The organism is Lentzea sp. NPDC058450 (assembly GCF_042721395.1).
In the GTDB taxonomy this organism is placed as follows: domain Bacteria; phylum Actinomycetota; class Actinomycetes; order Mycobacteriales; family Pseudonocardiaceae; genus Lentzea.
The window spans coordinates 44201-70162 of the sequence record NZ_JBHXLO010000030.1 but is presented as its reverse complement, the minus strand read 5'-3'; the positions used below and the strand labels follow the sequence as shown (position 1 = coordinate 70162).

General features: G+C 69.6%; 25 protein-coding genes and 1 pseudogene. 15 read left to right on the top strand and 11 right to left on the bottom strand.

Annotation, left to right across the window (positions count from 1 at the left end; all coding sequences use genetic code 11):
* Positions 1–160: 160 nt before the first annotated feature.
* Positions 161–1114 carry an asparaginase gene (locus ACFWNN_RS35130; protein WP_382444256.1) on the bottom strand — a complete coding sequence of 318 codons (954 nt, stop codon included), beginning with the start codon at positions 1112–1114 and terminating at the stop codon, positions 161–163.
* A gap of 101 nt (positions 1115–1215) precedes the next feature.
* Here ACFWNN_RS35130 and ACFWNN_RS35125 point away from each other — a divergent pair, with 101 nt between their 5' ends.
* Both ACFWNN_RS35125 and ACFWNN_RS35120 read left to right on the top strand, forming a co-directional pair.
* Positions 1216–1863 carry a GntR family transcriptional regulator gene (locus ACFWNN_RS35125; protein WP_382444255.1) on the top strand — a complete coding sequence of 216 codons (648 nt, stop codon included), beginning with the start codon at positions 1216–1218 and terminating at the stop codon, positions 1861–1863.
* A gap of 10 nt (positions 1864–1873) precedes the next feature.
* Positions 1874–4129, top strand: coding sequence for a helix-turn-helix domain-containing protein (locus ACFWNN_RS35120; protein ID WP_382444254.1), 2256 nt, complete (start codon positions 1874–1876; stop codon positions 4127–4129).
* Positions 4130–4139: 10 nt separating this feature from the next.
* On the opposite strand, the gene ACFWNN_RS35115 is transcribed toward ACFWNN_RS35120, so the two are convergent.
* Positions 4140–4523 carry an SsgA family sporulation/cell division regulator gene (locus tag ACFWNN_RS35115; RefSeq protein WP_382444253.1) on the bottom strand — a complete coding sequence of 128 codons (384 nt, stop codon included), beginning with the start codon at positions 4521–4523 and terminating at the stop codon, positions 4140–4142.
* 223 nt (positions 4524–4746) lie between these two features.
* Here ACFWNN_RS35115 and ACFWNN_RS35110 point away from each other — a divergent pair.
* Both ACFWNN_RS35110 and ACFWNN_RS35105 read left to right on the top strand, forming a co-directional pair.
* A pseudogene (locus tag ACFWNN_RS35110) lies at positions 4747–4932 on the top strand (ATP-binding protein); the annotation flags it as partial.
* Positions 4933–4935: 3 nt separating this feature from the next.
* A complete protein-coding gene (locus tag ACFWNN_RS35105; protein WP_382444310.1) occupies positions 4936–6684 on the top strand; it encodes a LuxR C-terminal-related transcriptional regulator in 1749 nt (582 codons plus the stop codon).
* Here ACFWNN_RS35105 and ACFWNN_RS35100 read toward each other — a convergent pair.
* Genes ACFWNN_RS35100 through ACFWNN_RS35085 form a run of 4 tightly spaced genes read right to left on the bottom strand, consistent with a single transcriptional unit; the run spans position 6681 to position 10303 of the window.
* On the bottom strand, positions 6681–7241 hold the full coding sequence (locus ACFWNN_RS35100; protein ID WP_382444252.1) for a LuxR C-terminal-related transcriptional regulator: 561 nt from the start codon (positions 7239–7241) through the stop codon (positions 6681–6683). The genes ACFWNN_RS35105 and ACFWNN_RS35100 overlap by 4 nt on opposite strands.
* Positions 7238–7978 carry a MaoC/PaaZ C-terminal domain-containing protein gene (locus tag ACFWNN_RS35095; RefSeq protein WP_382444251.1) on the bottom strand — a complete coding sequence of 247 codons (741 nt, stop codon included), beginning with the start codon at positions 7976–7978 and terminating at the stop codon, positions 7238–7240. Before ACFWNN_RS35095 ends, ACFWNN_RS35100 begins: the two co-directional genes overlap by 4 nt.
* Entirely contained in the window at positions 7978–9147 is a 1170-nt protein-coding gene (locus ACFWNN_RS35090) for an acyl-CoA dehydrogenase family protein (protein WP_382444250.1), read from the bottom strand. The genes ACFWNN_RS35095 and ACFWNN_RS35090 overlap by 1 nt, the downstream gene beginning before the upstream one ends.
* Before the next feature lie 10 nt (positions 9148–9157).
* Positions 9158–10303, bottom strand: a complete 1146-nt coding sequence (locus ACFWNN_RS35085; RefSeq protein ID WP_382444249.1) for an acyl-CoA dehydrogenase family protein — start codon at positions 10301–10303, stop codon at positions 9158–9160.
* A gap of 40 nt (positions 10304–10343) precedes the next feature.
* On the opposite strand from ACFWNN_RS35085, the gene ACFWNN_RS35080 reads away from it, so the two are divergent.
* From ACFWNN_RS35080 to ACFWNN_RS35050, 7 genes are all read left to right on the top strand, one after another.
* Positions 10344–10943 (top strand): TetR/AcrR family transcriptional regulator, encoded by a 600-nt coding sequence (locus ACFWNN_RS35080; protein ID WP_382444248.1) that lies wholly within the window; start codon positions 10344–10346, stop codon positions 10941–10943.
* 9 nt (positions 10944–10952) lie between these two features.
* Positions 10953–11954, top strand: a complete 1002-nt coding sequence (ligD, locus tag ACFWNN_RS35075; protein ID WP_382444247.1) for a non-homologous end-joining DNA ligase — start codon at positions 10953–10955, stop codon at positions 11952–11954.
* A 31-nt stretch (positions 11955–11985) separates the two neighbouring features.
* A complete protein-coding gene (locus ACFWNN_RS35070; protein WP_382444246.1) occupies positions 11986–14403 on the top strand; it encodes an NACHT domain-containing protein in 2418 nt (805 codons plus the stop codon).
* An 11-nt stretch (positions 14404–14414) separates the two neighbouring features.
* Positions 14415–15227 (top strand): aminoglycoside phosphotransferase family protein, encoded by an 813-nt coding sequence (locus tag ACFWNN_RS35065; RefSeq protein ID WP_382444245.1) that lies wholly within the window; start codon positions 14415–14417, stop codon positions 15225–15227.
* A gap of 74 nt (positions 15228–15301) precedes the next feature.
* Positions 15302–15520 (top strand): hypothetical protein, encoded by a 219-nt coding sequence (locus ACFWNN_RS35060; RefSeq protein WP_382444244.1) that lies wholly within the window; start codon positions 15302–15304, stop codon positions 15518–15520.
* A 105-nt stretch (positions 15521–15625) separates the two neighbouring features.
* Positions 15626–16324 carry a DUF6319 family protein gene (locus tag ACFWNN_RS35055; RefSeq protein ID WP_382444243.1) on the top strand — a complete coding sequence of 233 codons (699 nt, stop codon included), beginning with the start codon at positions 15626–15628 and terminating at the stop codon, positions 16322–16324.
* Positions 16325–16606: 282 nt separating this feature from the next.
* Positions 16607–16774: a hypothetical protein gene (locus ACFWNN_RS35050; protein WP_382444242.1), complete on the top strand. Its 168-nt coding sequence runs from the start codon at positions 16607–16609 to the stop codon at positions 16772–16774.
* Here ACFWNN_RS35050 and ACFWNN_RS35045 read toward each other — a convergent pair.
* Positions 16723–18255: an alpha/beta fold hydrolase gene (locus ACFWNN_RS35045; protein ID WP_382444241.1), complete on the bottom strand. Its 1533-nt coding sequence runs from the start codon at positions 18253–18255 to the stop codon at positions 16723–16725. The genes ACFWNN_RS35050 and ACFWNN_RS35045 overlap by 52 nt on opposite strands.
* A gap of 83 nt (positions 18256–18338) precedes the next feature.
* Between ACFWNN_RS35045 and ACFWNN_RS35040 the strand changes: the two genes are divergently transcribed.
* Entirely contained in the window at positions 18339–19208 is an 870-nt protein-coding gene (locus ACFWNN_RS35040) for a DMT family transporter (protein WP_382444240.1), read from the top strand.
* Here the strand turns inward: ACFWNN_RS35040 and ACFWNN_RS35035 are convergent.
* The gene (locus ACFWNN_RS35035) at positions 19205–20269 is read right to left on the bottom strand and encodes an ATP-dependent DNA ligase (RefSeq protein WP_382444239.1); all 1065 of its coding nucleotides are present in this window, start codon (positions 20267–20269) and stop codon (positions 19205–19207) included. The genes ACFWNN_RS35040 and ACFWNN_RS35035 overlap by 4 nt on opposite strands.
* Positions 20270–20286: 17 nt before the next feature.
* Positions 20287–20940 (bottom strand): dihydrofolate reductase family protein, encoded by a 654-nt coding sequence (locus ACFWNN_RS35030; RefSeq protein ID WP_382444238.1) that lies wholly within the window; start codon positions 20938–20940, stop codon positions 20287–20289.
* 66 nt (positions 20941–21006) lie between these two features.
* Between ACFWNN_RS35030 and zapE the strand changes: the two genes are divergently transcribed.
* The 3 genes from zapE to ACFWNN_RS35015 all read left to right on the top strand — a co-directional run bounded on the left by zapE (position 21007) and on the right by ACFWNN_RS35015 (position 24013).
* Complete coding sequence (gene zapE, locus ACFWNN_RS35025; protein WP_382444237.1) at positions 21007–21999, top strand: cell division protein ZapE; 993 nt, start codon at positions 21007–21009, stop codon at positions 21997–21999.
* Between the two features lie 123 nt (positions 22000–22122).
* The gene (locus tag ACFWNN_RS35020; protein ID WP_382444236.1) at positions 22123–22368 is read left to right on the top strand and encodes a DUF3040 domain-containing protein; all 246 of its coding nucleotides are present in this window, start codon (positions 22123–22125) and stop codon (positions 22366–22368) included.
* Positions 22369–22417: 49 nt separating this feature from the next.
* Positions 22418–24013, top strand: a complete 1596-nt coding sequence (locus tag ACFWNN_RS35015) for an ABC-F family ATP-binding cassette domain-containing protein (protein WP_382444235.1) — start codon at positions 22418–22420, stop codon at positions 24011–24013.
* On the opposite strand, the gene ACFWNN_RS35010 is transcribed toward ACFWNN_RS35015, so the two are convergent.
* Both ACFWNN_RS35010 and ACFWNN_RS35005 read right to left on the bottom strand, forming a co-directional pair.
* Positions 24010–24417, bottom strand: a complete 408-nt coding sequence (locus ACFWNN_RS35010; RefSeq protein ID WP_382444234.1) for a GNAT family N-acetyltransferase — start codon at positions 24415–24417, stop codon at positions 24010–24012. The two genes, ACFWNN_RS35015 and ACFWNN_RS35010, sit on opposite strands and share 4 nt — an antisense overlap.
* A 96-nt stretch (positions 24418–24513) precedes the next feature.
* Positions 24514–25893, bottom strand: a complete 1380-nt coding sequence (locus ACFWNN_RS35005) for a DUF2252 domain-containing protein (RefSeq protein ID WP_382444233.1) — start codon at positions 25891–25893, stop codon at positions 24514–24516.
* Positions 25894–25962 lie beyond the last annotated feature (69 nt).

Below are 25962 nucleotides of genomic sequence, written 5' to 3'. Positions count from 1 at the left end.
GGTGCGAGGTGCTAGCTTCGAGAGCTCGGCCGGGCGCTTTTCAGCCCGGCCTTTTCCGGCCGATGAGCGCCTCGCAAGGGCCCCGAAGTCAAGCCCCAATCTCTATCGACGCGCCAGCGGCGATGGCTCGACCACGCTCGTCAGGGGGTTTGGCCAGGGATCAGCTCGCGAGCGCCAACGATGGCCGAACCGCACCCACCGCGCGCCCGTGCCCCAGCACGGGCACAGTCGCCAGCCCCTCCACCGCCTGAACATCCACCCCGAGCCGCCGAAGCACCGCAACGACCACCACAGCCCGTGCCCGCGAGGACCCGTCCGCGATCTTCAACGCCACCCCTTCACCGGAAGGCAGCCCGACCGCGTAAACCCCTTCAGCCCCATCCTTCGCGATGACCCCGGGCAACGCCGACATGAGCTCGGTGACGTCACGCCCGGTACCGCCCACCCACTCCGGGTAGGCGTTCATCGCGGCGGCCACCCGGTGCTCCAGGGTGCCGGGCCGAGCAGCGGCGAGACGCCCGAACGCGCGGGCCAGCCCGGTCAGGGAGATGGCGAAGATGGGCGCGCCGCAGCCGTCCACGCCGACCTGCGCCACGGCCTCGCCGGCCACCTCGGAGATGGTCGCGCGGGTGGCGACCTGCAACGGGTGCGCCGGGTCCAGGTAGTCGTCGACCGACCAGCCGTTCGCCACGCAGGTGGCGAGCATCGCGGCGTGCTTCCCGGAGCAGTTCATGTACTTGGGCGCGGCGGGCAGTCCGAGCGCCAGGTGCCGGGCACGGGCCTCCTCGCCCAGCGGCAGGTCGGGCGTGCAGCGCAGCGCGTCCTCGGTCAGGCCGGCCGCGGCGAGGATCCTCAGTGCGCCGTCGACGTGGAAGTCCTCGCCCGAGTGCGAGGCGCAGGCGAGGGCGAGGAGCTCGCCGTCCAGGTCGAGGCCCGACCGCAGCATCGCGAGGGCTTGGAGCGGCTTGTTGGAGGAGCGGGGGAACGCCACGTCGCCGGGGCGGCCCACGGAGACGACGGGCCGGCCCGACGGGTCGGTGGCCACGACGGTGCCGTGGTGCACGGACTCCAGGAAGTCGCCCCGCCAGACCTCTGCCACCACTTCGTGTCCCATGCCGCCCCTCCTGGGTCCTAGAAACTGCCAACTGTCGACAGTTGACACGTTCGCTAGTTTAGCGGGAGGACGGCCGGTGCCGTCCAGATCAGGAGACGAAGGTGACACCCCCTCTGCACCTCAGCCTGGCCGGGCAGGCCGTGGACGTGCTGCGAGAGCAGGTGCTGACCGGGGAGATCGCTCCGGGTTCGCGGGTCAACGAGGTCGAGGTGGCGCAGCAGCTCGGCATCAGTCGCGGGCCGCTGCGCGAGGCGATCCGGCATCTGGCGTCCGAAGGGCTGTTGACGCTGGTGCCGCATCGGGGTGCCTTCGTGCCCGACGCCACGCCGGAGGACGTCAGGGCGCTGTTCGAGCTGCGGACGGCGTTGGAGTGCGCGGCGGCCGAGCACGCGGCGTCGCGGCGGACCGATGTCGACCTCGTGCGGTTGCAGGACGTGTGTGCGGAGAGCCGGCGCAACTACCGGGCCGGGCAGGCGTTTCCGTACCGGCTGGACCTCGCGTTCCACCAGACGTTGCTGGACGCGGCGCGCAGTCCGTACATCGCCGAGCAGGTTCGGCTCGTGCAGCAACGGGTGGTGTTGCTGCGCAGTTCGCTGGAGGACGACCCGCCGCACCAGCACGCGTCGATGGACGACCACGACGAGCTCGTCCGCGCGATCGCCGACGGGGACGCGGCCAGGGCGTCGACCGTGATGCGGCGGCACCTCTCCCGCGTGTGCGCGCAGATGCTGACCAGTTTGACCCACTAACTTCTGTTGCATGATGTTCGGCGCCCGGCTCGTGCAGCACCGCAGGAACGCCGGGCTCAGCCAGGAGGAGCTGAGCGAACGGTCCGGCGTGAGCGTGCGCGCGATCAGCGACATGGAACGGGGACGGGCCCGGTCGCCGCAGCGCCGCACGACCGAGGCGTTGCTGGACGCGCTGGGGCTCGGCGAACGGGACCGGGCCGAGCTGCGCCGGCTCGCGCGGACCGGGCGGGTCACGCAAGCGAGTCCGGTCTGGTCGTTGCCGATGTACGTCGCGGACCTCATCGGCCGTGACGCCGAACTCGACGCGATAGCGAAAACGCCGCATGGGCTCGTGGTGGTCCATGGAGCTGCGGGGACCGGTAAGACGAGCCTCGCCGTGATGGCCGCTCATCTGCTGGAGGGGCGCTTTCCGGACGGTCAGTTGTTCATCGACCTGGAGGGCTCCGCACGGCCGTTGCAGCGGTTGCTCAAAGACCTCGGCGTACCAGCGGAGCACGTGCCGGAGGACGGTCACGGCCAGAAGCGCCTCTACCGGTCGTTGGTCGCCGGCAAACGCCTGCTGCTCGTGCTCGACGGTGTGAGCACAGAGGAGGAGGTCCGCACGCTCCAGGCGGACCTGGGATGCCTCACGATCGTCACGTCCCGGCGTCGTCTCGCCGGACTGGCCGGAGCGGCCCGGGTCCGGCTCGGCGGCCTCACCGAACCGTGCGCGACCGAGTTGCTCGCCTCGATCGTCGGCTTGGAGCGTGTCCAAGCCGACCCCGGCAGCGCGCGGGACCTCGTCCGGCTGTGCGGGATGTCGCCGCTCGCGCTGCGGATCGCCGGGAACCGCCTGGCCAGCCGTCCGCGCTGGCCGGTGCGGCACCTCGTGGAGCAGCTCCAAGAACGCAGGCTGGCCGCGCTGACGGCGGGCGACCTCGACGTGCGCGGCGCGTTCGAGGTGTCGCTCGCGCACCTGCCGGAGACCGCGCGGCGGGTGTTCCGGCGCCTCGGCCTGCTCGTCGGCACGCACGTCACCCCCGGCCTCGCCGCCGTCCTGGCCGGTACCTCCGCCGCCGAGGCCGAGCAGGCGCTCGAGGAGCTCACCGACGTCAGCCTGCTCGACCCCGACGACCACGGGTACGCGATGCACGGCCTGGTGCGGACGTTCGCCCACGGCCTGATCGACGAGACCGACGCGGACGCTGACCGCGCGATGCTCGCCTGGCTGCTGGAGCGCACGAGCGCGGCCGGAGTCCTCTTCGGACAGACGGGCGACGCCCGCCGCGTCACGGCCGGTGCGCAGGCTTTTCCGGACGTGGCAACGGGAAGGCGCTGGCTGGACGAGCACCGCGACCTGCTGCCCGAGATCGTCGCACGGGCCCAGGCGCGCGGCCTGCACGACCACGTGGCCCGCGCGGTGATCGCACTCTCGCACTACTCCGCCATCGAACCCGGCCTGGTCTGGGAACGCGTCTACCGCCTCGCCCTCGCGTCCGCGCGCGAGCCGTGGCAGGAGATCGTCGTGCTGGGGCAGCTCGGCTGGGCGCTGTTCGACGTCGCCCACGCACCCGGCCCCGCGCTGGAGGTGCTGACCCGCGCGGCCGGGATCGCCGAACGGACGGGGGAGACCGGGCACCTCGGCTGGATCTGGCTGATCGCGTCGGCCGCGCACAGCGGCCTCGGCGACTTCGACGAAGCCGAACGCGTGTGTCTCAAAGCCATCGGCTCGATGCGCGAACCGATGGACGAGCACTACGCGCGTTCGGTGCTCGGGGTGTTGTGGCGCTTGATGAACCGGCCGATCGCGGCCGTCACCGCGCACGAAGAGGTAGCCGAGCAGCAACGTGCCTACGCCACCTCGATCTACGAACTCTCCGCGTTGGGCCGCACGCTCGGATGGCTCGGCCTCGCCCTGATAGACGTCGACAGGCCGGACGACGCGGTCGCGGCGCTGACGGAAGCGGAGGACGTCTACCGGCGTGCTCGGATGGCGTCCTGGCTCGCCCGCACGCGCTGGCACCGCGGCCTCGCCCACCGCGCGGCGGACCGGCTCGGCGCGTCCGACGACGACCTCGGCCAGGCTCTCGCGGCGTTCCGGGCGATCGGCGACGGCCTCGCGGAGATCGAGATCCTGCGCGAACTCGCCGAGAACGCAAACACGCAAAACGACCAAACCACGTACCAGCGGCACCTGAGGGACGCGCTCGCCGCGTGCGAACGCTGGGACACCGACGTCACCCGGGAGATCGCCGCCGCCGTGCGGGAGCGCCTCACCGGAGCGTGACGGAACGCGGTCAGCGCAGGACGGTGCTCAGGAACGCGTCGGCGTCGAACCGCTCCGTGCCGGGCGGCACCAGCCGGTAGGCCGCGTCGAGGAACTTCCGCAGCGTCGTCGAGGGCAGCTGGAACACCGTCACGTGCCGGTCCGACACGAGCTCCAGCCGCAGCACCCGGCTCGACAGGGGGCGCAGCCGCACGTCCCCGTCGCCGGCTCTCATGCTCATGCCCTCGGTGACCAGGTCTCTGCCCATGATCCAGGTGGCGACCTTGCCACCCGCGTGGAACCGCATGGTGACCGCGAACGGGTCTTCTGCCTGGTAGATCAGCTCGGTCTCGACCGGGGCGGTGGACCCGTCCAGCCGGACGAAGTCGAAGACGGTGCGTGACGCGACCCGCATCGGAACTCCCTGAAGTGTTCGCCGGTGTACTTAAGGCATCACGTAATGGGCACCGAAATGGTTCAGGGAACAGGGCTGTCGATTACCAGTTGATTGGTCGAATGGTTTTCGCGTTCCCCCGTCCCGGTTCGTGGCGCCGCGCTGTGCGATTGGGCAGACCTGCGGAACTTCTGCCGGTGCTTCTGCATGGTCCTGCCGGTCCGCGCGCGATTTGCTGGGGGACATGGTTGCCCCACTTCGCCCCGGCCTCGTCGGGACCGCCGTGCGCAGGGCCGGTGACCTGCTCGTGGGCCGCGAGCGGGAGATCGCCGCCCTGACGGACGCGCTGAGTGGTGGCGCTCGCTCGTGCGTTGTGCATGGTGCAACTGGTATGGGGAAAAGCACATTGCTTTCCGTTGCATCTTCTATCGCCGTGCGCAGCGGGTTGCGGCCGGTGCGCGGTTTGCGGGCGTTGAGCGGGGTCGACGGCCACACCGTGCTCGTCGTGGACGACGCCGAGCGGCTCGGCGAGGAAGAGGCCGACCGGCTCGCGCGATTCCGGGGAACGGTCGTGCTCGCGGGGGATTGCGACCCTGACGAATTGGCGGTCGTCGGCGCCGTGCGGGTGCCGTTGCGCCCGATCGGCGCCGAGGCGGTCGCGGAGATGGTCCGGCGCCGGTTCGACGCCGAGGTCCCGCCGGACCTCGCCGCCGCGTGCCTGGCGTACAGCGGGGGTGCGCCGGGCGTGCTGAGCGACGTCTTGGAGGCCGTCCAAGACGTGACGGCGTTGCCCGCCGCGTTGCCCGGACTGCGCCTGCCGAGGCTGCTGCGGGCCGTGCGGCGCAGCTGGGAGGTGCTGGACGCGGACGCCGTGGCCGTCGCACGGGCGTTGGCCGTGCTGGGGACGGCGTCGCTGGACGTGGTGGGCGAGGTCGCCGGATTGGAGCCGTTCCCAGCGCTCGCCGCGTTCGAACGGCTCGTGGACGCGCGTCTGGCCGTGGGGGACCCGATGCGGGTCCGGTCGCCGGCGCTGGGGCACGCGATCCGGCACGAGATGACGCCCGAGGCGCGCGACCGGCTGCACCGCGCGGCCTCGCAGGTGCTGCACCGGCGTTGTGATCCGCCCGCTGCCGTCGCCGAACACGTGGTGGCGTGCGCGGAACCGGTCGGCGCGCACTGGGTGGCCCCGGTGCTGCACGACGCGGCACGGCTGCACCGGGCCGCCGGACGGGCCGAGCTCGCGGCCCGGTGCCTCCGAGCCGCTCTGCGCGAGCCGCAGAGCGCGGAGATCGCGGCGCGGGTGGCGGTGGGGATGGCGGACCTCCACCTGCGCTGCGGCATCCCGCCGCTGGCCGGCGAGCTGGCGCGGCAACAGGGCGTCGCGGGGGACTGGTTCGCCGCCGTCGTCCTCGACTGGCAGTGCGACGAGGACGTGCTGGGCGTCGGGTCGATGCCACCGGTGCCCGCCGACCCCGAGCAGGCGTTGCGGGAGCTGCCGGTGGACGGGCCCGGGGTGGTCCCGGCGCTCGCCCTGGCCGGACTCGGCCTGCTGCAACGGGATTCGGCGCGCGTGGTGCTGGAGTTCCTGCCGCGGCTGCGGGCCCGGCTCGTCGGCGCGGAGCAGGACTGGCTGACGGCGCTGGAGATGTGGGCGCGGCTCGGTGATCACGCCGTGGTGTCGTGGTTGATGCGCGATCTCGCCCAGGCGTCGCCGTCGCGTGGCTGCGTGGCGTTGGGGGCGGCGGCGTTCGTCGCGTCCTGTGTGGACTCCGGCCGGCCGGGTGAGGCGCGGGAGATGTTGGTGCGCTTGGGTTACGCGGGAACCTTGCCGCCGGCCTGGGCGTGCACGGTGTTGCTGCACCAACGGGCTCGCATGCATCTCGCACTCGGTGCCGCGCGGTCCGCGTTGGCCGATGCCGAACGGGCGGGCGTGCCCGATCTGGTGGAACGGGCGCGAATGGCGTTGGTGGAGCCACTACGGCCGTTGCGGTCGGCGGCGTGGGAGAAGCTGACGCCGCACGAGTCGCGCATCGTCTCGTTGGTGCTCGAAGGCGAGACGAATCGGGTGATCGCGGAACGGTTCGGCGTCACGCAACGGGCCGTCGAACTGCACCTCACCCGCGTCTACCGCAAGGTCGGGATCAGCAGGCGGGTGCAGCTCTCGTCCGTCTTCGGCCGTTAGAGCAGGCCCGACCGCAACGCCCACGCCACCGCGTGCACCCGGTTGCGCAGCCCGAACCGTTCCAGCAGCTGGTGCAGCGCGTACTTCACGGTGCGTTCCGAGCAGAACAGCCGTGCGGCCACCTCGGCGATCGTCGCGCCGTCGGCCAGGAGCTTGAGCAGCTGGAGGTCGCGGTCGTTCAGCACGGCCGCGCGTTCCTGCACGGTCTGGCCGCCGACGAGGAGCTTGATCAGGCGTTCGGCGTTGACGTCGGCGCGCCGCAACGGGAGCGCGAGCCCGGCCTGCGCCGCGATCGACGGGGTGAGGTCGTGCACGCGGGCCGCGATCACCACGATCCTGGCCGAACCCGATGCCCGCAGCCGGGCGGCCTGCTGCGCGCACAGCTCGTTCACCAGCGCCAGCAGCACGTGCGCGTCTGTGCGTTCCTGCACGACCCGCACCCGTGGGGAGGTCTTCAGCAGGTGCGTCACACCGGCCGCGCTGATCAGGTCACGGGACTCCACCGCCACGCGCACCGGTTCGATTCCGGCGTCCGCGGCTGCCAGGGCAGTGCTCATGCCCCGATCGTGCGAGGTTTCCTCGGTTGTCCACTTCGGAAAACCGAACCGATCAGAACCTGGGTGGTTCCGACGGACGTGCGGAACTCGCCGGTCGGCCAGCGTTCGATCCGCAGCTCGTCGCCGGGCGTGACGGGGGCGGTGAAGCGGGCGTGCAGCTCCGTGAAGTCCAGGAACGCCACGGTGATCCCGAGCGTGCACAGGCCGTGCAGGATGGGTTTCGCGAACCCGGCTTTCTGTGCGAACGCTTGATCGTGGTGCATCGGGTTGACGTCCCCGGTGCGCATGTAGCGCAACGCCTGGTCGGGCGTGGTCTGGAAGAAACTGGTCTCCGGGCGGGTGTCCGGCATGGTGAACTTGCGCGTCTCACCTCGTTCGCCGCCGAAACCGCCTTCTCCCTTGATGAAACACGACGATCTCGTGGTGGCGTACTGAGACGCCCACTCGCTGACGACGAGAGTGCCGGAGCCCTTGTCGTGGATCGCGGTGACGGTCTTCGTGACTTCCGTCGTGCCTTGGCGCGGGAGCTCGCCGTGCAGCCACAACGACTGTTCGGCGTGCAGGACCTGGGTCATGTCGGCGCCGGTGAGGCCGAGCTGCGGCCCGCCGTGTTGCAGCAACGGGATGGCGAACGCCGGCGAGTATCCGCCGGCGGCCGCCGCGTACACCTCGGCGTCGTCGTCCGACCAGGTGCGGACCTGCCGTTCGACGACGCCGAGGATTCCGTGATCGAGCATCAACCCAGTGTGCCGCGCACGTTCGCGTGACCCTTGAGGAGGTTGCGGGCGATCGTGCGGCGCTGGATCTCGTCGGTGCCCTCGTAGATGCGCAGCAGCCGCAGCTCGCGGTACCAGCGCTCGATCGGCAGCTCACGGGTGTAGCCCATGCCGCCGTGGATCTGCAGCACGCGGTCGACGATCTCGTTGGCCTTGATGCCGCCGTAGAGCTTCGCGATCGACTGCGCCTGCCGCGAGTCCTGCTTCTGGTCGACGAGCCACGCGGCGTGTAGCACGAGCCAGCGCAGCGCCTCGATCTCGACCGCGGAGTCGGCGATCATCCACTGGATGGCCTGGTACTCGGCGATCGGCTGGCCGAACGTGACGCGGTTCTTGGCCTGCTCGATGGACATCTCGACCAGCCGCTCGACGCTGCCGAGCGCGCGGGCGGGCAGCAGGTAGCGGCCCTGGCCGATCCACTGCATGGCGAGGTGGAAGCCCTTGCCCTCCTCGCCGAGGATGTTCTCGTGCGGCACGCGGACGTTGTCGAACACCAGCGCCGCCGGGCCCCACTGGCCCATGGTCGGGATGGGCTCGGACTTCCAGCCCATGTCGCGGTCGACGAGGAAGCACGTGACGCCGCCGTCGGCGCCCTTCTCCTTGTCCGTCACGGCGAACACCATGACGAAGTCGGCCTCGTTGCCCTGGGTGATGAAGGTCTTCTCGCCGTTGATGACCCACTCGTCGCCGTCGCGCACCGCGGTCGTGCGGATGGCCTTGGCGTCGCTGCCGGCGCCCGGTTCGGTGATCGCGAAGCACGAGACGCGTTCGCCGGAGATCGTCGGCAGGAGGTAGCGCTGCTTCTGCTCCTCGTTGCCGTGGAACAGGATGTTGTCCGCGTAGCCGCCGAAGCGGAACGGGACGAACGACCTGCCGAGCTCGGCCTCGATGAGGGCGGTCATCATCCCGCCGAGGCCCATGCCGCCGTACTCCTGCGGCGTGAGGACGCCGAAGAACCCGGCCTGCTTGGCCTTGTCCTGCAACGCTTTCAGCTCTTCCTTTGGAAGGCCGGGCTGACCCGCGCGTTCGCGCCGCAGGACCTCGGGTTCCAGCGGGACGATCTCCTTGCGCACGAAGGTCCGCACCCAGTCGCGGATCTCCTTCTGCTCGGCGTCGAGCGTGAAGTCCATTGCTTTCCTTTCAGGCGAACGCGTTCACGCCCGTGAGCGCGCGACCGATGAGCAGTTTCTGGATCTGGCTGGTGCCCTCGTAGAGGGTGGTGACGCGGGCGTCCCGCAGGTACTTGCCGACCGGGTACTCGTCGATGTAGCCGTAGCCGCCGAAGACCTGGATGGCGCTGTTGGCGACCTTGACCGCGGCCTCGCTGGCGAACAGCTTGGCCATGCTGGCCTCGGTGCTGAACGGTTGGTTCCGGTCGGCCAGGTCGGCCACGCGCCAGGTCAGGAGCCTGGCGGCGTCCGTTTCGACGGCCATGTCGGCGAGGAGTTCCTGGACGAGTTGGAAGCCCGCGATGGGCTTGCCGAACTGTTCGCGTTCCTTGGCGTACTTCAGGGCCGCTTCGAGGGCGCCTCGTGCCGCTCCCACGCAGCCTGCCGCGACGGACATGCGGCCCTTGTCGAGGGCGCCCATCGCGAGCTTGAAGCCCTGGTCGCTGAGGAGGGCGTCCTCGCCGACCTCGACGTCGTCGAGGGTGATTTCGGCGGTGGCCTGGCCGCGCATGCCGAGCTTGCCCTTGATCTCGGTGGCCTGGAAGCCGGTGGTGTCCGTGGGGACCAGGAACGCGGAGATGCCTCTTGGACCTGGTCCACCGGTGCGGGCGAACACGAGCGCGACGTCGGCCCACGTGCCGTTGGTGATGAAGACCTTGCGTCCGGTGATCTTGTAGCCGGTGGCGGTTTTGGTCGCCTTGGTGGTGAGATTGCCTGCGTCGCTGCCGGTGCCGGGTTCGGTGAGGGCGAAGCAGCCGACCTGGGTGCCGCTGGTGAGTCCGGGCAGCCAGCGTTGCTTCTGCTCCTCGGTGCCGTGCTTCGCGATCGACTTCGCGACCAGGCCCAGCGACACCGAGATGATGCCCCGGACGGCGCTGTCACCTCGGGCGATCTCCTCGAGGACCAGGCAGTAGGCGAGGTTGTCGCCGCCGCTGCCGCCGTAGCGCTCGTCGATGCCGAGGCCCAGGAACCCGACCTCGCCCAGTTGGTTTGGCAGGTCCCGGTCGATGGCCTCTTCCCGGTCCCAGCGCGTCGCGTGGGGCACGACGCGGTCGTCGGTGAACCGCCTGGCCAGCTCCCTGAGCTGCCGGTGTTCGTCCGAAAGCGTTAGATCCACGGGCCCTCCCGACTAACCGAACAGTGTTAGGTTAACCCACATGCCCCGGCCGAGCACCCCTCTGCTGAGCCCCGATCGGATCCGGTCGGTGGCTCTGGCCATCATCGACCGCGACGGCCTCGACGGCCTGTCGATGCGCAAGCTCGCCGCGGAGCTGGGCGTGCAGGCGGCGTCGTTGTACGGCCACGTCCGCACCAAGGACCAGTTGCTGAACGACATCGCCTCTTCGGTGTTGTCCGCCGTCGACGTGTCGGGCTTTTCGGTCGACTGGCGCGAGGGTCTGCTGCGGTGCGCGCGCTCCTACCGTGCGGCGTTGTCCTCGCACCCGAACATCGTGCCGTTCCTGGCGTACGGTCCGGCCGGCCGCGACGAGTCGTTGCAACGCTTGGACCTGCTCCATGGCGCTTTGGTGGACGCCGGCTGGTCGCGCCGCGAGGCCACGATGATCGCCGCGGGCCTGATGTACATCGTGTTCGGCTCGGCGCTGAGCTCGTTCTCCAGCGGCTTCTCCGCCGACCCCGCCGACTACTCCGGCCGCTACCCGCACCTGGACCGCGCCCACCTCCTGCCAGGCGTCGCGCGGGAACTCGACCGCGACAGCTTCGAGCTGGCGCTCGCGGCGTTCGTGCGCGGCCTTTAGTGTGCTGGCGTGGCTTCCAAGGCGATCGAGCTAGAGGTCGGTGACCAGCTGGTGCGGGTGTCCAACCCGGACAAGCCGTACTTCCCCGCGCGCGGCATCACCAAGGGCCAGGTGGTCGAGTACTACCGCACCGTGGCCCCGCACCTGCTGACCGTGCTGCGCGACCGCCCGGTGGTGCTCAAGCGCTACGTGGACGGCGTGGAGGGCGAGGCGTTCTACCAGAAGCGCGTCCCCAAGGGAGCCCCTCCGTACGTGGAGACGGTCCAGGTCCGCTTCCCGTCGGGTCGCCCGGCCGACGAGATCTGCCCGACCTCCGAGGCCGTCATCGTGTGGGCCGCCAACCTGGGCACCTTCGACTTCCACCCGTGGCCGGTCCGCCGTGCCGACGTGGACCACCCCGACGAACTCCGCATCGACCTGGACCCCCAACCGGGCACCGACTTCTCGGACGCCGCCCGCGTAGCTCTCGTCCTGCGCGAGGTGCTGGCCGACGCGGGCCTGACCGGCTACCCGAAGACCTCCGGCGGCCGAGGAATCCACGTGGCCGTCCGCATCCGCCCGGACTGGGACTTCATCGACGTCCGCCACGCCGTGATCGCCCTGGCCCGAGAGGTAGAGAAGCGGGCACCGTCCTTGGCGACTTCCGCGTGGTGGAAGGAAGAACGCGGCGAACGCGTCTTCATCGACTTCAACCAGGCGGCCCGAGACCGCACCATCGCCTCGGCCTGGTCGGTCCGCGGCACCCCGCGCGCCACCGTCTCCACCCCGGTCACGTGGGACGAACTGTCCTCTGTGGACCCCGACGACTTCGACGTGCTGACCGTCCCGAAGATGCTGGAGGAACGCGGCAACCTGCACGCCTCGTTGGACTCCGAGGCGTTCGGCATCGAGACCCTGCTGGAGTGGTACGCGGCCGACCCGCGAGGCGAGATGCCCTACCCGCCGGACTACCCGAAAATGCCCGGCGAACCCATGCGAGTGCAGCCTTCCCGCGCCCGCAAACAGGAGTAACAGCCCACCGTTTGGCACCGATCCACTCAGCGTGACAGCGATCGCGACCGTCGTGGCGGACCTGGCCGAGACCGCTCTGACCTGGGCTGACAACACCCCCATGTCCTCGGCCCTCCGCCGCCGGATCGCCACCTACCTGCGCGGCTCTGATTGCGCATCCCTGCTGGAACTCCTCTGCCAGCTGGAACACACCGAGGAAGGCAGATTCCGCCAGTCCGCCGAACGCGCCGAACTCGCCGAGGCGTTCCGGCGAGAGTTCCAGCGCGCGGTGCGGCGTGAGACTCAGCAGTCCGCAGACTTCGCCGCGTCTTTGTGGGACGTGATCGAGCAGAACGCCTCGTTTCGGCCCCTGGACGCCCGTGACCGCATCCGGATCAAGGTCACGGGCCCTGAACGCCCGATCGCCGAGCGGTTGGGGCTCGCGCTCGACACGGGTCGGCGTGCCGAATCGCGCGCGACGGGTGAGGTCATCCGCAAGGCGATGGCGGACAAGTACGACCGCATGGTCATGCCCCACTCGAAGGCGGACTTCCGCTTCCGCATCGACCAGATCTACGTGCCGCGCACACTGCGCCTTGGCGACGACTTGATCGGTGAGGACGAGCTGCGCGACCGGAGGGTCGTCGTGGTGGGCAATCCGGGCGCGGGCAAGAGCACATTCATCCGCAGGTTGCTGCGCAGGACCGAGTCGGTGCCATTGCTGGTACAGCTCAAACAACACCAGAAGCTGATGGACGACTTCGTCACGATCATCGCGCAGGAACTGAGGCCAGTGACCCAGCGCGCCGAGTCGGCGCAGCGCATCGCCGACCTGCTGGACGCAGGTGAGGCCCTCGTGGTCTTCGACGGCCTGGACGAGGTCGGCGACATCATGGCTCGGCGGTCGGCGGTGGCAGCGATCGAGGCTTTTGCCGCGCGGTTCCCGTTGGCGCGGATCGTGGTGACGTGTCGGCAGGAGAGCTATCCGGTTGCGAAGCTAGATTCCACCACCTTTCCGGTCTACTGGTTGCCGGACTTCGAAACTGACCAGGTTGAGCAGTACGTGCGGACCTGGTTCACCCTCGTGCACGCAGGGAGTCGGATCGAGGGGTTTCTGCGGGACAGCGAGCACTTGACCGACCTGCGCTCGAACCCGTTGATGTTGTCGCTGCTGTGCATGCTCTATCAAAGCGAGGGTTACATCCCTGAGAACACCGCTGATGTCTACCGGGAGTGTTCTGAGCTGATGCTGGTGCGGTGGGACGCCATTAGCCAGGTGCCTTCGGTGATCCGCTCGGTGAAACTGGCGAAGTTCCTGGTGCAGGAGTTGGCCCAGCACTTCTTCTTCCAGCTCGACGGTCAGGGTGACGAGGGTGAGAGGACGTTGGAGCGTCTCGTCGTTGCCCATCTGAGCGAGCGTGAGGAGGAAGGCGCGCAGTCTTATCACCAGCAGGCTCGGGAGTTCCTGGACTATTGCGCCGAGCGGGCGTGGGTGCTGACCCAGGTCGACATGTCGCTTGAAGGGGAGCGGCGCTTCGGGTTTACGCACCGGACGTTCATGGAATACTACACGGCTTGCTACGTCCTGCGCACCTGTTCGACCGCCGGGAAGATCGTAGATCGCTTGCTACCGATGATCGGGTATGGCAAGAGCCAGGTCGTTCCTCAGATCGCCCTGCAGTTGTACGACATGTACCAGGCAGATGGTGCGGACACCTGTATCAGGTTGTTGCTGGAGCGGGCCCGAGGCTCTCGGCAGGTCATGGGCTTCTGCGTTCGGTTCCTGGAGCACAACAATCTGCTGAGAGGGACGACGGACGCTCTTCTCGAGGGTGCTTTCGAGCTATTCGGTCGCAGTGGCGACGAGGGACTCTACTCCGAACTTCTTGACGTTCGTGCGGTGAAAATGGCGCGTGTTCACCGCGTCGCAAGTGCAGTGCTGGCCAGGACGGCCGGCGAGCCGGGCACGGATCTCCGCTGGGGTGCCGCGAGGCTGGCCTCCAGCGGAGCGGACGAGTACGAGGTGGCACTGGGAAATGTGAGGCACGGGTACCAGGATCCGCGACTCCTGGTTGAGCAGTACGGGTATCGGGCGCTGATTTGCGCTCAGCTGTCACCTTTCGCCGGCTACATACCGGGGCCTGCGGTCAGGGCGTGGGGCGACGGTGCGTTCGTCGGACACACGTTGTTCGAGCTTCTGCTTGACCGTTGGACGCAAGTGCTGCCCGTTCCTGCTTCCTTCTTGCCTGCGCTCGCGCTGGCGAGAGACAGCCGACACGCTCGCGCACCCAAGCTCGAGGGGGCCGCGTTCGCCGCCATGATCGACGCAATTCTGGCGCCCCAGCCCAGTGTCGAGTTGGCCGCACGCTTGGTGGAGCAGTGCAAGAGATCTGAAGCGGTGCGGCCCGTTCGGGAACTGTTGGAGCGGTGGGGTCGGGGAGAGGTGGCGTTCGTCGATCCCGATCGGTGAGGATCGGCGGCGTGGATCTTTCGCTTCGGGACGCTGAGTCGTATCGCGATCGGTTGGGGCTGCGCGGGGACGTGCGGCGGTTCGAGGACGGGTCGTTGCCCGTCTTCGCCATCGGGGACGACCTGGTGTTGAAGTTGTTTCCGCCGGAGTACCACGGCGAAGTGCCGGTCGAGGTCGCGGTGATGGAGGCGTTGCACGGCAAGCTGCCTGCACCGAAGCTGCACGCCACAGGACTGCTGGACGACTGGGCGTACGTGTTGATGTCGCGGCTGCACGGGGAAGAGCCCGAAACGCCCGACGTCGAGGTCAGTCGGCAGGTCGGGGAGATGCTGAAGGTGCTGCACGGCATCGCGGCGCCGGAAGTGCTGGGGCCGGAGGACTGGGCGGCGTTCGTGGCGCGGCAGCGGGCTGGATGTGTTGAGCTGCAAAGGAAGCGCGGGCTTGAGGATCGCTGGTTGGAGCAGATTCCGCGGTTTCTCGACAGCGTCGATCTGGGGGATGCCGAGCCGGTGTTGTTGCACACCGAGGTGATGAGTGCGCATCTGTTGTGGCGGGGCGGGGAGCTCGCCGGGGTGTTCGACTTCGAGCCGGCCATGTGCGGGGCGTTCGAGTACGAGTTTGCGAGTGTTGGGCTGTTTGTGACGAAAGGCGATCGGGGTTGTTGGCGGGCGTTGGTCGAGGGGTACGGGAGGGTGCCGCGACCGGAGAGGGTGATGGCGTACGCGTTGTTGCACGTGTACTCGAACATGCCCGCCTACCTGCGGGAGATGCCGTCCGGGGAGACGTTCGAGGAGCTTGCGGAGCTGTGGTTCGGGGGTGAGTGAGCCAACCGGTTGTATCGGGGATGGATCTGGCGGGGGACTCCGTAGAATGGACGAAACGTGAGAGGAGGTCGTCCATGTCGCAGCCCTACGTGGTGCGGTACGTCGGCGGTCCCCTCGACGGGCGGGTGGACTCGTTGCCGTCCACGCCGGAGGACCCCAAGCAGACCGTGACGTACGTGCATCTGCACGGTGGGCCCAAGATCGTGCACGTGTACGACCTGTCGTACGCGGTCGAGTACGGGTGCGAGTACCAGTTGCGGGTCGAAGAGGTCGAGCGGGCCGAGGAGGCCTGAGAGCGCTCTCACGCCGTTGATGATCTTGTGATCGACCCTGTGCTCAGAATTGTCGGGGGTGTAGGGCATGCTGGGGCACAGGTGTTCGAACGGGGAGGCAGCGCGATGGCGAAGAAGAGCGGGCTGTCGGCGGAGGACGTCGTCAACCTGCGCTCGCAGTTGGACGAAGGCAGTCAGCCGATGGTGTGGTTCACGGCGGCCGCGGTCGGCATGGAGGAGGGCAGGTCGGCCAAGCTGCTGGCCGTCACCGATCCTCCGGAGGGCGATTTCATCCAGGTCCGGCCCACGGGCTCGAAGGACGAGATGTTCCTGTCCCCGGCCGAGTTGACGCTGGACAAGCCCCCGCCCCGCAAGAAGCCGGCGACCCCGCCGCCAGCGCCGGTGGAGCCGCCGCGAGAGACTGAGATCATCCACCCCTACGTTCCGGAGGCGCCGGTGAAGCCCGCGGCCCCCAAGCCGAAACCCGCACCCGCGGCTGCGGCGCCCGTCGAGCCGGCGCCCGCGCCGAAGCCCGCGCGCAAGCAGCAGGCGAAGGCCACCTTCCCCGAGGTCACGATCACGCTCGTGACGACCGGCGAGGGCGAGTGGGCCGTGGAGGTGCTCCAAGGCACCCGCAGGACGGTCAAGCCGACGCCGGTGCCGCCCGCCGCCGTGGCCCAGGCCTCGAAGCTGCTCGCGCCCGAGGTCGCCGAGATCGTCGAGGGCGTGCTGAACGCGGCGCGTGCCCAGCAGCTCGCCCGGGTGGAGCAGTTGCGGGCCGAACTGGAGGCCGCGCAGAAGGCCCTGGAAGACCTGGGCGCGTAGCGGTATCACGTGCTGCGACTCCCCGGTGGTTGTCCACACGCGTTCGGGTGAGAGGGGTTCCCAGGGGTTGTGCCGGGGCGGACCGTGGACGTGCGGAGGTCCCGCGCAGGTCCGGCTTGGAGGACGGGGAGGCCCTGATGGGTACGTGTGGGTGCTGTTCCGGGTGCACGGGTCCCGGCTGCGGCTGCTGTTCCAGCTGCTGACACGAGATTTCGGGCGGGGAGCCAGGCGGGCTCCCCGCTCTTTCGTAACCAAACCCGCCCGCCCGACGACGTTCAGGGCATGAAGATCGTTTACCGGGACAACCGGGACTTCCGGCACGAGCCGCCCTCGACACCCGAGGACCCGCGGGAGTCAGGCGAGCAGGCCGTGCTGGCCGGCGAACCCGTACAGGCTGGTCAGGGCGGGCAGACGGTGCCGTTCGTCGGCACCTTCGCGTCGATCAGGTAGTCCCGCGCCGCCGTCGTGGCGCACCCGGACAGCCCCAGCGCACCGTGCCCGCTGCCCTGCCACGCCACCAGCGCCGCCCCCGGCAGCCGCTGCGCCGCGTGCTCGGTGCCCGGCGCGGGGGTCGCCGGGTCGTTGGCGGTGCTCAGCACGACCGCGGGCGGCGCGCTCTTCAGCGGGTCGACCTTCTCGGCCTTCGGCGGCACGAACGGGTTGCAGTGCAGCAGCTGCCGGGCGAACAGGGCACCGAACATCGCGTGCTTGGTCGCCCAGTCGGCCGTCAGCGCCTTCACCCGGTCGGGTGGGATGCGGGTGGCGGTGTCGTTGCAGCCGATGATCAGGCCCGCGTCGAAGCGCGGCGGGTTCTCGTCGAGGTCGTTGACCACCGGGTCGAGCAACGCGAACAGTCCGGCGCCGTCTCCTCCGCGCGCCTTCACCACGGCGTCGGCCAGCGCCGGCCAGCGGCCGCGGTCCGACAGGCCTTCGAGGATCGCGTTCAGCGCCGAGCCGGGCGTGAGGTCGACGTACTCGCCCCGCACCCTGGTGGTCCGCAGCTGCGTGAGCAGGGCCGCGACGTCCTCGCGCGGGTTGGCCAGCGCGCAGCCGCGGGTCTTGCAGTCGCGGGCGAACGCGTCGAACGTCGCCTCGGCCGCGATCGCCCGCGACTCGAGCACGCCCACCTGGTCGAGCGCGGGGTCGGGGGCGCCGTCGAGGACGGTGCGGCCGATGCGGGTCGGGTAGCGCTGCGCGTAGGTGGTGACCACCCGCGAGCCCTCGCCGACGCCGATGGCGTTGAGACGCTCGGTGCCGAGCATCTCGCGCAGCCGTTCGAGGTCGGCGGCGGCACGCCAGGAGTCGAACGCCGTCAGCCTGCCTTCGAGGTCGAGCACGCACTCCTGCGACGCCTCGCCCGCGGCGACCACGAGGTTCGACTGCTCGGGCTCAGCCGGGTCGTACTCGACGAGCTGCGCGCGGGTGGCGTTCGGGACGCACGACATGCCGTCCGACCGGCCCGTGCCGCGCCGGTCCATGCCGATGATCGTGTAGGTGGTGAGGAGCTCCTTCGGCAACGACGCCGCGAGCCGCGCGGCCTTCAGCGTGCCGGGCTCACCGCCGGGGTCGGTGACGACGACCAGGGCGCTCTTGCCCGTGCCGATGCGGGTCAGCGCGATGCCGAGCGTGCCGCGGCCGGGACGTCCCGGCGGGTCGAGCACGGTCGTCATGCGCGCGCACTCGTACTTCTGGTCGCCGGCGGGAGCGGAGTCGCCGAAGCGGTCCTTCATCTGCTCGTTGCACTGCGTCCAAGGCAGCGAGCTGGGCTTGTACTCGCCCAGCGGGGGAACGGGCTGCGGCCCGGCGAGCGCGCTCTGGTCGACGGGCTGGTTCTCCTCACCCTTGACCGCGATCACCGGCCTGGTCGAGGGACCGGCGCTGCACGCCGTCAGCACGCTCACTGCCAACAGGGCCAAGGCAGCGCGACGCACAGACTTTCCTCACTCTCATCCACACTCCGAGACGCTGAGCCTCGCACGGCACAAGTAAATGCAAGGTGAGTCAGGATGGACGTATGGCTCACGCTGATCGGCTCCCCGCCGCGCGCCTGCTGGGCGGCGTCCCGCCGACGGCGCTCGTGCTGCTCGGCATCGTCAGCGTGCAGGTCGGCGCGGCGTTCGCGAAGCAGCTCTTCGCCGTCGCCGGATCGGCCGGAACGGTCACGTTGCGCCTGGTCATGGCCGCGCTCATCCTGGTCGCGATCTGGCGCCCCCAGGTCAGGCTCGACCGTCGCACGCTGGTCACCGTCGTCGTCTACGGCACGGTGCTCGCCGCGATGAACCTCTTCTTCTACGCCGCGCTCGCCCGCATCCCGCTCGGCGCCGCCGTCACGATCGAGTTCCTCGGGCCGCTCGCGGTGGCCGTCGCGGGGTCACGGCGCTGGATCGACGGCCTGTGGGTGCTGCTCGCCGGCACGGGTGTGCTGCTGCTGACCGGGTTCCAGGGCGGTCTGTTGTGGACGGGCGTGCTGTTCGCGCTCGCCGCGGGCGCGTGCTGGGCCGGGTACATCCTCGTGACGGCCAAGCTCGGCAGCCAGACGAGCGACGGCCAGGGGCTCGCGCTCGCGATGGTGGTCGGGGCGGTGATCGCGCTGCCGTTCGGCATCACCTCGGCCGGCACCGCGATGCTCGACCCGCTGGTGCTCGCGGCGGGGTTCGCGGTCGCGCTGATGTCGTCGGTGATCCCGTACTCGCTGGAGCTGGAGGCGTTGCGGCGCATGCCACCGCGCGTGTTCGGCATCCTCATGTCGATGGAACCGGTCGTCGCCGCGCTGGCCGGCCTGCTGCTGCTCGGCGAGGAGCTCAAACCGGCGCAATGGGTCGCCGTGTGTTGTGTGGTGATCGCATCGGTCGGTGCGACGCGGTCGGCCAAGCCCGACGCCTAACGCGCCCGCAGTTCGCCCTTCAGCACCGACGCCACGTCATAACGCGCCGGGATCTCCAACTGGTCGTAGCGGCACGACAACGGTTCGCGGTCCGGACGCCACCGCGCGAACTGGCCGTTGTGCCGCAACCGCACGGGCTGCTCGCCCTCGGTCTGGGTGTAGTGGATCTCCAGCACCCGTTCGGGACGCAACGCCACGTACTCGGCCTGCTTGCCGCGCCACCGGTTGATCTCACCCGGAATCCGTTGCCCCGGCTGGGGATTCGCCCACGGGTGGTCGTCGCCGGTGGTGATCAACGGCGCCAGCTCGGCGGCCAGCTCCCGGCGTTCGGCCGCCTTGAACGACCCGCAGACGCCGATGTGGTGCAGCAGGTCCTGGGAGTCGTAGACGCCGAGCAGCAACGAGCCGACGGCCGTGCCGGGCTCGGTGTCCTTGTGCCAGCGCAGTCCCGCGAGCACGACGTCGGCCGTGCGCGCGTGCTTCACCTTGATCATCGACCGCTTGCCCGGCGTGTACGGCCCGTCCGACGGCTTGCCCATCACGCCGTCCAGCCCGGCGCCCTCGAACAGCGTGAACCACTGCCGCGCCGTCTCGACCGACGTCGTCGCGGGCGTGACGTTGAGCCCCGCCAACCCGAGCAACGCCTCGCGCCGCGCGACCGTCGGCGACTCCAGCAGCACCTCGGACCCGAGCGCCAGCAGGTCGAACGCGACGAACGTGGCCGGCGTCGACTCCGACAGCAGCGCCACCCGCGAGGCCGCCGGGTGGATCCGCTCGGACAACGCGTCGAAGTCCAGTTCGTCGTTCTTCGCCACCACCAGCTCACCGTCGACGACGACGCGGTCGGGCAGCACGTCCAGCATGGACGCGACGACCTCGGGGAAGTAGCGGTTGAGCGGCTTCCCGCTGCGTGACTGCAGCAGCACCTCGTCGCCGGCGCGGAACACCACGCACCGGAACCCGTCCCATTTCGGTTCGAAGAACAGGTTCGCGTCGTCGGGGATGCCGTCCACCGCGGTGGCGAGCATCGGCTGCAACGGCGGTGTCAGCGGTAGGTCCACGGGCTCATCCTGCCTCTTCAGCTGGAATTCCGCCGCTGGTACCGCAACAACAACACGTCGTCCGCACGCAGCACCGACGCCAGCGCGAGGTCCACCGGCGGGATCACCGAGCCGTGCGCGATCCGCGAGGAGTCGCCGACCGCGAGCACCGGCGCGACCGTCAGGTTCAGCGCGTCGACCAGGCCCTCGGCGACCATCGACCCGAACAACCGGGGCCCGCCCTCGAGGTTGACCTTGTGCAACCCGCGTGCCGCGAGAGCGTCCACGGCCACCTTCAGGTCCACTTCGGTCTCGCCCGCGATGATCACGTCGGCGGGCAGGTCAGGGAGCCGCGCGGCCTCGGTGGTGATCACGATCGGCGGCACCTTCGTGTCGGTGAACAGCGGCAGGTCCGGCGTGAGCGACCCGCGCGACGTGACGACGGCGATGGGCAGCGGCGACTCCCGCTTCGCGCCCCGGTAGCCCTCGATCAGCACGGTCGCGGCCCCCACCAGCACGACGTCGGCGAGCTCGCGGCCGAGCAGGTAGATCTGCCGGTCCGCGGGCGACCCGAGGCCGGCCGACCGCCCGTCGACCGACACCGCGCCGTCCACGCTGGACACGAAGTTCGCCGTGACCCACGTCCGGTCCGGCGGGTAGTCGTAAAGATCGCGCAGGGCTGTGTCGGTCATCTCAACGCCCGGTGAGGGCCACAACATCTCCACTGAGCCATCCCATCACGCCGATAAGCTCCCGGCATGCGCTTGTCCGACCGGGATCCCCAGGTCAGCCCCGACGAACTGATCGAGAACCTGGTACCGCCGCCGAGGTTCGGCTCCGTCAGCTTCGACACGTACATCCCGAACCCGGACGAGCCGTCGCAGGCCGCCGCCGTCGAGGCCGGCCGGCTGTTCGCCGCGCGGGTCAGCGTGAAGCGCAGGAAGTGGTCGCTGTTCGGCTCCCGCGACGACGAGCCCGGCAAGCTCGGCCTCTACCTCGACGGCGGCTTCGGCGTCGGCAAGACCCACCTGCTCGCCTCGCTCTGGCACGCCGTGCCGGGCCCGAAGGCGTACGGCACGTTCGTGGAGCTGACGAACCTCGTCGGCGTGCTGACGTTCCCCGAGGCCGTGAAGCGCCTCTCCGCGCACAAGCTGCTCGCCATCGACGAGTTCGAGCTCGACGACCCCGGCGACACCATGCTCGTCACCCGCCTGATCAAGGAACTGACGGCGCACGGCGTGCACATCGCCGCCACCTCGAACACGCTCCCGGACAAGCTCGGCGAGGGCCGCTTCGCCGCCGCCGACTTCCTGCGCGAGATCCAGTCGATGTCGTCGAAGTTCGACATCGTCCGCGTCGACGGCCCCGACTACCGCCACCGCGGTCTGCCTGACGCCCCCTCACCGATGTCAGACGGTGAATTGATCGTGAGAGCCTCTAACACCGAGGGTTCGACGCTCGACGACTTCGACGACCTGTGCAAAGCGCTCGCCCGCATCCACCCGTCGAAGTACGGCAGGTTGCTGGACGGCGTCACGGCCGTGCACCTCAAGGACGTCAAGCCCGCGCCCGACCAGAACGTCGGGCTGCGGCTCGTGGCGTTCGGCGACCGGCTGTACGACCGCGACATCCCCGTCGCGGTGTCGGGGAGGCCGTTGTCGGAGCTGTTCACCGACGAGATGCTGCGCGGCGGCTACCGCAAGAAGTACCTGCGCGCGGTCAGCCGGTTGGTGGCGCTGAGCCGTCAGTAGAGATCTTGGGACTACTGCTACGGCATGAACCGGGCTCAAGGCGAGTTTGACTCCGGCGGCGTTCGAGTATCCACTGGGTGGCGGGCGGGAATGATGACGTCCCGACGTCTTCCGGAGGCACCCATGCTGAGTGAAGCCGAACGCCGCTCGCTCGAGGAGATCGAGCAGCGGTTGCTGGCGGACGAGCCGAGACTCGCCCGCACCATGAACCGCCAGGTGCGGCCGTGGTTGTTCTACTCCCTGCTGCTCGTGTTCGGCGGTCTGACGGTGTTGCTCACCGTGATCAGCGCGTTCGGCCCCGCCTTCCAGTGCCTGCTGGTGACGGCCGGTGTGCTGGTGCTGCGCAGGTACCCGCTGCGGCTGAGGTAGCCCGGAAACTCGCTGGCGCCGGAAAGCGGTAACCCCGACCATCTCCGGCGTGGGGTATCTGGAAGCGAACGGGCTCGCGTACGCCCTGCCTGACGGCAGGGAGCTGTTCCGCGACGTCTCGTTCAAGGTGAGCGGCGGGACCGTGGTCGCGCTCGTCGGCGCGAACGGCGTCGGCAAGACGACGTTGCAGCGGATCCTGTCGGGTGAGCTCACCCCGAAGCAGGGCAGTGTGCACGTGCAGGGCGGGCTGGCGGTGATGCCGCAGTTCATCGGCTCGGTGCGGGACGAGAGCCTGGTGCGCGACCTGTTGCTGTCGGTGGCTCCCGAGGCGCTCCGGAACGCGGCGCGCGAGCTGGACGACTCCGAGCTCGCGTTGATGGAGACCGACGACGAGGCCGCCCAGATGCGGTACGCGAACGCCCTCACCAGCTACGGCGAGGCGGGCGGGTACGACGTCGAGGTCCTCTGGGACACCGTCACGGTCGCCGCGCTGGGCCTGCCGTACGACCGGGCCCGGTTCCGCGAGGTGCGGACGCTGTCCGGCGGCGAGCAGAAGCGGCTGGTGCTGGAGACGTTGCTGCGCGGCCACGAGCAGGTGCTGCTGCTCGACGAGCCCGACAACTACCTCGACGTGCCCGGCAAGCGCTGGCTCGAAGAACGCCTGAAGGCCACCGACAAGGCCGTGTTCGTCGTCAGTCACGACCGTGAGCTGCTCGCGAACGCCGCCACGCACGTGGTTACGGTCGAGGCACACTCGGCGTGGACGCATCCCGGCTCGTTCGGCACCTGGCACGACGCCCGCACCAAACGCATCGACAAGCTCAAGGAAGACCACCGCCGCTGGGACGAGGAGCACGAACGCCTCAAGGAGCTCGTGCGGACCCTCCAGCAGCAGGCGAAGTACTACGAGTCGATGGCGCCGAAGTACCGGGTGATGGCCGCACGGCTGCAACGGTTCGAGGAGGCGGGACCGCCGCCGGAGATCCCCACGGACGAGAAGGTCAGCCCGCGCCTCAAGGGCGGCAGGACGGGCGTTCGCGCGATCACGTGCGAACAGCTGGAGCTGACCGGGCTCATGAAACCGTTCTCGCAGGAGATCTTCTTCGGCGACCGGGTGGCGGTGCTCGGCTCGAACGGCTCGGGCAAGAGCCACTTCCTGCGGTTGCTCGGCGGCGACACCGTGCGGACCGAGGGCAACTGGAAGCTCGGCGCACGGGTCGTGCCCGGCCTGTTCGCGCAGACGCACGAGCACCCGGAGTGGCTCGGCCGCACGCTCGTCGACATCCTCTGGCACGGCGAGGGCCAGCGCGCGGGTCGCGATCGTGGCGCGGCCATGTCGGTGTTGCAGCGCTACGGCCTGCACCACGCGGGCGACCAGCGGTTCGAGAACCTCTCCGGCGGCCAGCAGGCGCGGTTCCAGATCCTGCTGCTGGAGCTGTCCGGGGCGACGTTGCTGCTGCTCGACGAGCCGACCGACAACCTCGACCTCGCCTCGGCCGAGGCGCTGCAGAACGCGCTGAACGACTTCGAGGGCACAGTCGTCGCGGTCACGCACGACCGGTGGTTCGCCAAGTCGTTCGACCGGTTCCTGCACTTCCGCGCGGACGGCAAGGTGTCCGAAGTGGACGAGCCCGTCTGGACCTAGGTCAGGTCCCAGCTGACGAAGGCGCCGTCGTCGATCGACCCGCCCGCCTTCCGGTAGGTGGCCTGCGCCGCCGCGTCACCCGCGGCGGTGCCGGTCCACATCGCGTAGCAGCCCCGTTCCGCCGCCAGCGTCTTCAACGCCTCGACCAGCGCCGTCCCGATGCCGCGGCGCAGGAACGCGTCGTCCACCCCGAGTTCGTAGAGGAACATCTCGGTGCCCTTGTCGGGGTGGGTGGTCTCGACCCCGGACACGAACCCGGCCGGCTCCTCGCCGATGTACGCGATCAGCAGGTGGCTGTGCTCCTGCGCCAGGAACCGCGCCGTCGAGTCCGGTTTCGGCGGCGCGTCGAACAGGTGCGCGGCGGCGAACACGTCGTCGGAGGAGGCGGCGCGGCGGATCTTCATACCGTCAGGCTAGGCAATCTCGGTGTTCATCTTCGTGTGGTGGGAACGCTGGCGTGTCGGTCGGCGCCTGCTACGAGGGCCTCGCCGCCGAGGCGGTCATTCGACGTGTGCGGGCAGCTTCCCGTTCTTGACCAGTTTCGTCAGGTCGTCGTGGTCGGCCTCGGTCTGGTCGGCGTAGTCGAACGCGTACTTCGCGAACGCCTCGTCCACGTCGTCGCCGTCCCCGTTCGAGAAGTACCCGGCCAGCAGGCGCGGGTCGAGCGACCGGGTGTGCGCGCGGGCCAGCAGCGCGCCCGCGAAGCGGCCGTAGTCGTCGAGGTCGTCGCGCTTCAACGTCGTCGCGTCGATCTCGCCCTTGCGGTTGCGGAACTGCCGCACGATGAAGTGCCTGCCCTCGATCGTCGTCCAGCCGAGCAGGATGTCCGTCTCGGCCTGCACGAGCCGCGCGCCGTGCACGATGCGCTTGCCCTCGTGCTTGGGCGCGGGCACGTCGAGGAACGGCTGCAACGCCGACGGGCGGGCCTCCTTCGCCTGGAGCACCACCGCCTCGGAGCCGTTGCCGTGCAACAGGATCAGGTAGTTGCGCAGCCCTACGCTGCCGGTGCCGACGACGCGGAACGCCACGTCCGACACGCCGTAGCGCATGATCAGGTTGGTCCGCGACTCGCGCAGGGTGTCCACGTAGGACGGCAGCGCGGCGATCACGGCCGCCTTGGTCGGGGGAGTGGCCTCGGTGAACGTCGGCGGGTTCGTCACGAACCGCCACTTCTCGCCGTCGTGCGCGGTCCACTTCGCGGCGAACCGGGCACTGGTGTTCTTGCGCGACTTCTCTGCGGCCTTGGAGAAGTCGTTGATCAGGTCGTCGGCCTTCACCTTCGACAGCGTCGACTCGTCGCCCAGCGCGCTCCACGAGTCCATGAACGGGATCTCCGCGAGGTGCCGGATCGCGCCCCGGTACGCGCGCACGGCGTCCTCGGCGGCGTCGCGGCAGCCCTTGTCCGACACGCCACCGACGCGGCCCGCCAGCACCAGCGACGCCACGAGCCGCTTGAGGTCCCACTCCCACGGGCCGGGCAGCGTCTCGTCGAAGTCGTTGATGTCCATGACGATCTGGCCCTCGGGCGTGCCGTAGAGGCCGAAGTTCGCTGCGTGTGCATCACCGCACAACTGAGCGTGAAGCCCCGTCGCGCACCCGGCGGCGAGGTCGCCCGCCTGAAGTCCGGCCGAGCCGCGGAAGAACGCGAACGGGTTCTCCAGCATCCGCCCGACCCGCAACGGGATCAGGTGCTCGAGCCGGCCCTCGTTGCTGGCGCGCATGAACTCCAGCACCGACGGGCGGGACTTCGCCAGCGACATCGCGCGGTGCGCCTTGAAGTCCACTGAGGACCGCAGTGCGCGCCCCTCCGCGTAGACCTCTTCCGGCTCGACCCAACGCCCCAACGCCGCAGCGGCCTCAGCTCGCACCCGTTCACCCATACGAGTCATGATGCCTGCGGCGGACGGGCAACGTGGTCCGTCCGCCGCATTTGTGACCTTGCCACGCAG

Bases quoted from the DNA above. Each gene is read 5' to 3' on its own strand.
- ACFWNN_RS35130 (WP_382444256.1), bottom strand. From the start codon at position 1,114: ATGGGACACGAAGTGGTGGCAGAGGTCTGGCGGGGCGACTTCCTGGAG.
- ACFWNN_RS35120 (WP_382444254.1), top strand. From the start codon at position 1,874: ATGATGTTCGGCGCCCGGCTCGTGCAGCACCGCAGGAACGCCGGGCTC.
- ACFWNN_RS35115 (WP_382444253.1), bottom strand. From the start codon at position 4,523: ATGCGGGTCGCGTCACGCACCGTCTTCGACTTCGTCCGGCTGGACGGG.
- ACFWNN_RS35100 (WP_382444252.1), bottom strand. From the start codon at position 7,241: ATGAGCACTGCCCTGGCAGCCGCGGACGCCGGAATCGAACCGGTGCGC.
- ACFWNN_RS35095 (WP_382444251.1), bottom strand. From the start codon at position 7,978: ATGCTCGATCACGGAATCCTCGGCGTCGTCGAACGGCAGGTCCGCACC.
- ACFWNN_RS35090 (WP_382444250.1), bottom strand. From the start codon at position 9,147: ATGGACTTCACGCTCGACGCCGAGCAGAAGGAGATCCGCGACTGGGTG.
- ACFWNN_RS35080 (WP_382444248.1), top strand. From the start codon at position 10,344: ATGCCCCGGCCGAGCACCCCTCTGCTGAGCCCCGATCGGATCCGGTCG.
- ACFWNN_RS35060 (WP_382444244.1), top strand. From the start codon at position 15,302: ATGTCGCAGCCCTACGTGGTGCGGTACGTCGGCGGTCCCCTCGACGGG.
- ACFWNN_RS35055 (WP_382444243.1), top strand. From the start codon at position 15,626: ATGGCGAAGAAGAGCGGGCTGTCGGCGGAGGACGTCGTCAACCTGCGC.
- ACFWNN_RS35050 (WP_382444242.1), top strand. From the start codon at position 16,607: ATGAAGATCGTTTACCGGGACAACCGGGACTTCCGGCACGAGCCGCCC.
- ACFWNN_RS35040 (WP_382444240.1), top strand. From the start codon at position 18,339: ATGGCTCACGCTGATCGGCTCCCCGCCGCGCGCCTGCTGGGCGGCGTC.
- ACFWNN_RS35030 (WP_382444238.1), bottom strand. From the start codon at position 20,940: ATGACCGACACAGCCCTGCGCGATCTTTACGACTACCCGCCGGACCGG.
- zapE (WP_382444237.1), top strand. From the start codon at position 21,007: ATGCGCTTGTCCGACCGGGATCCCCAGGTCAGCCCCGACGAACTGATC.
- ACFWNN_RS35020 (WP_382444236.1), top strand. From the start codon at position 22,123: ATGCTGAGTGAAGCCGAACGCCGCTCGCTCGAGGAGATCGAGCAGCGG.
- ACFWNN_RS35010 (WP_382444234.1), bottom strand. From the start codon at position 24,417: ATGAAGATCCGCCGCGCCGCCTCCTCCGACGACGTGTTCGCCGCCGCG.
- ACFWNN_RS35005 (WP_382444233.1), bottom strand. From the start codon at position 25,893: ATGGGTGAACGGGTGCGAGCTGAGGCCGCTGCGGCGTTGGGGCGTTGG.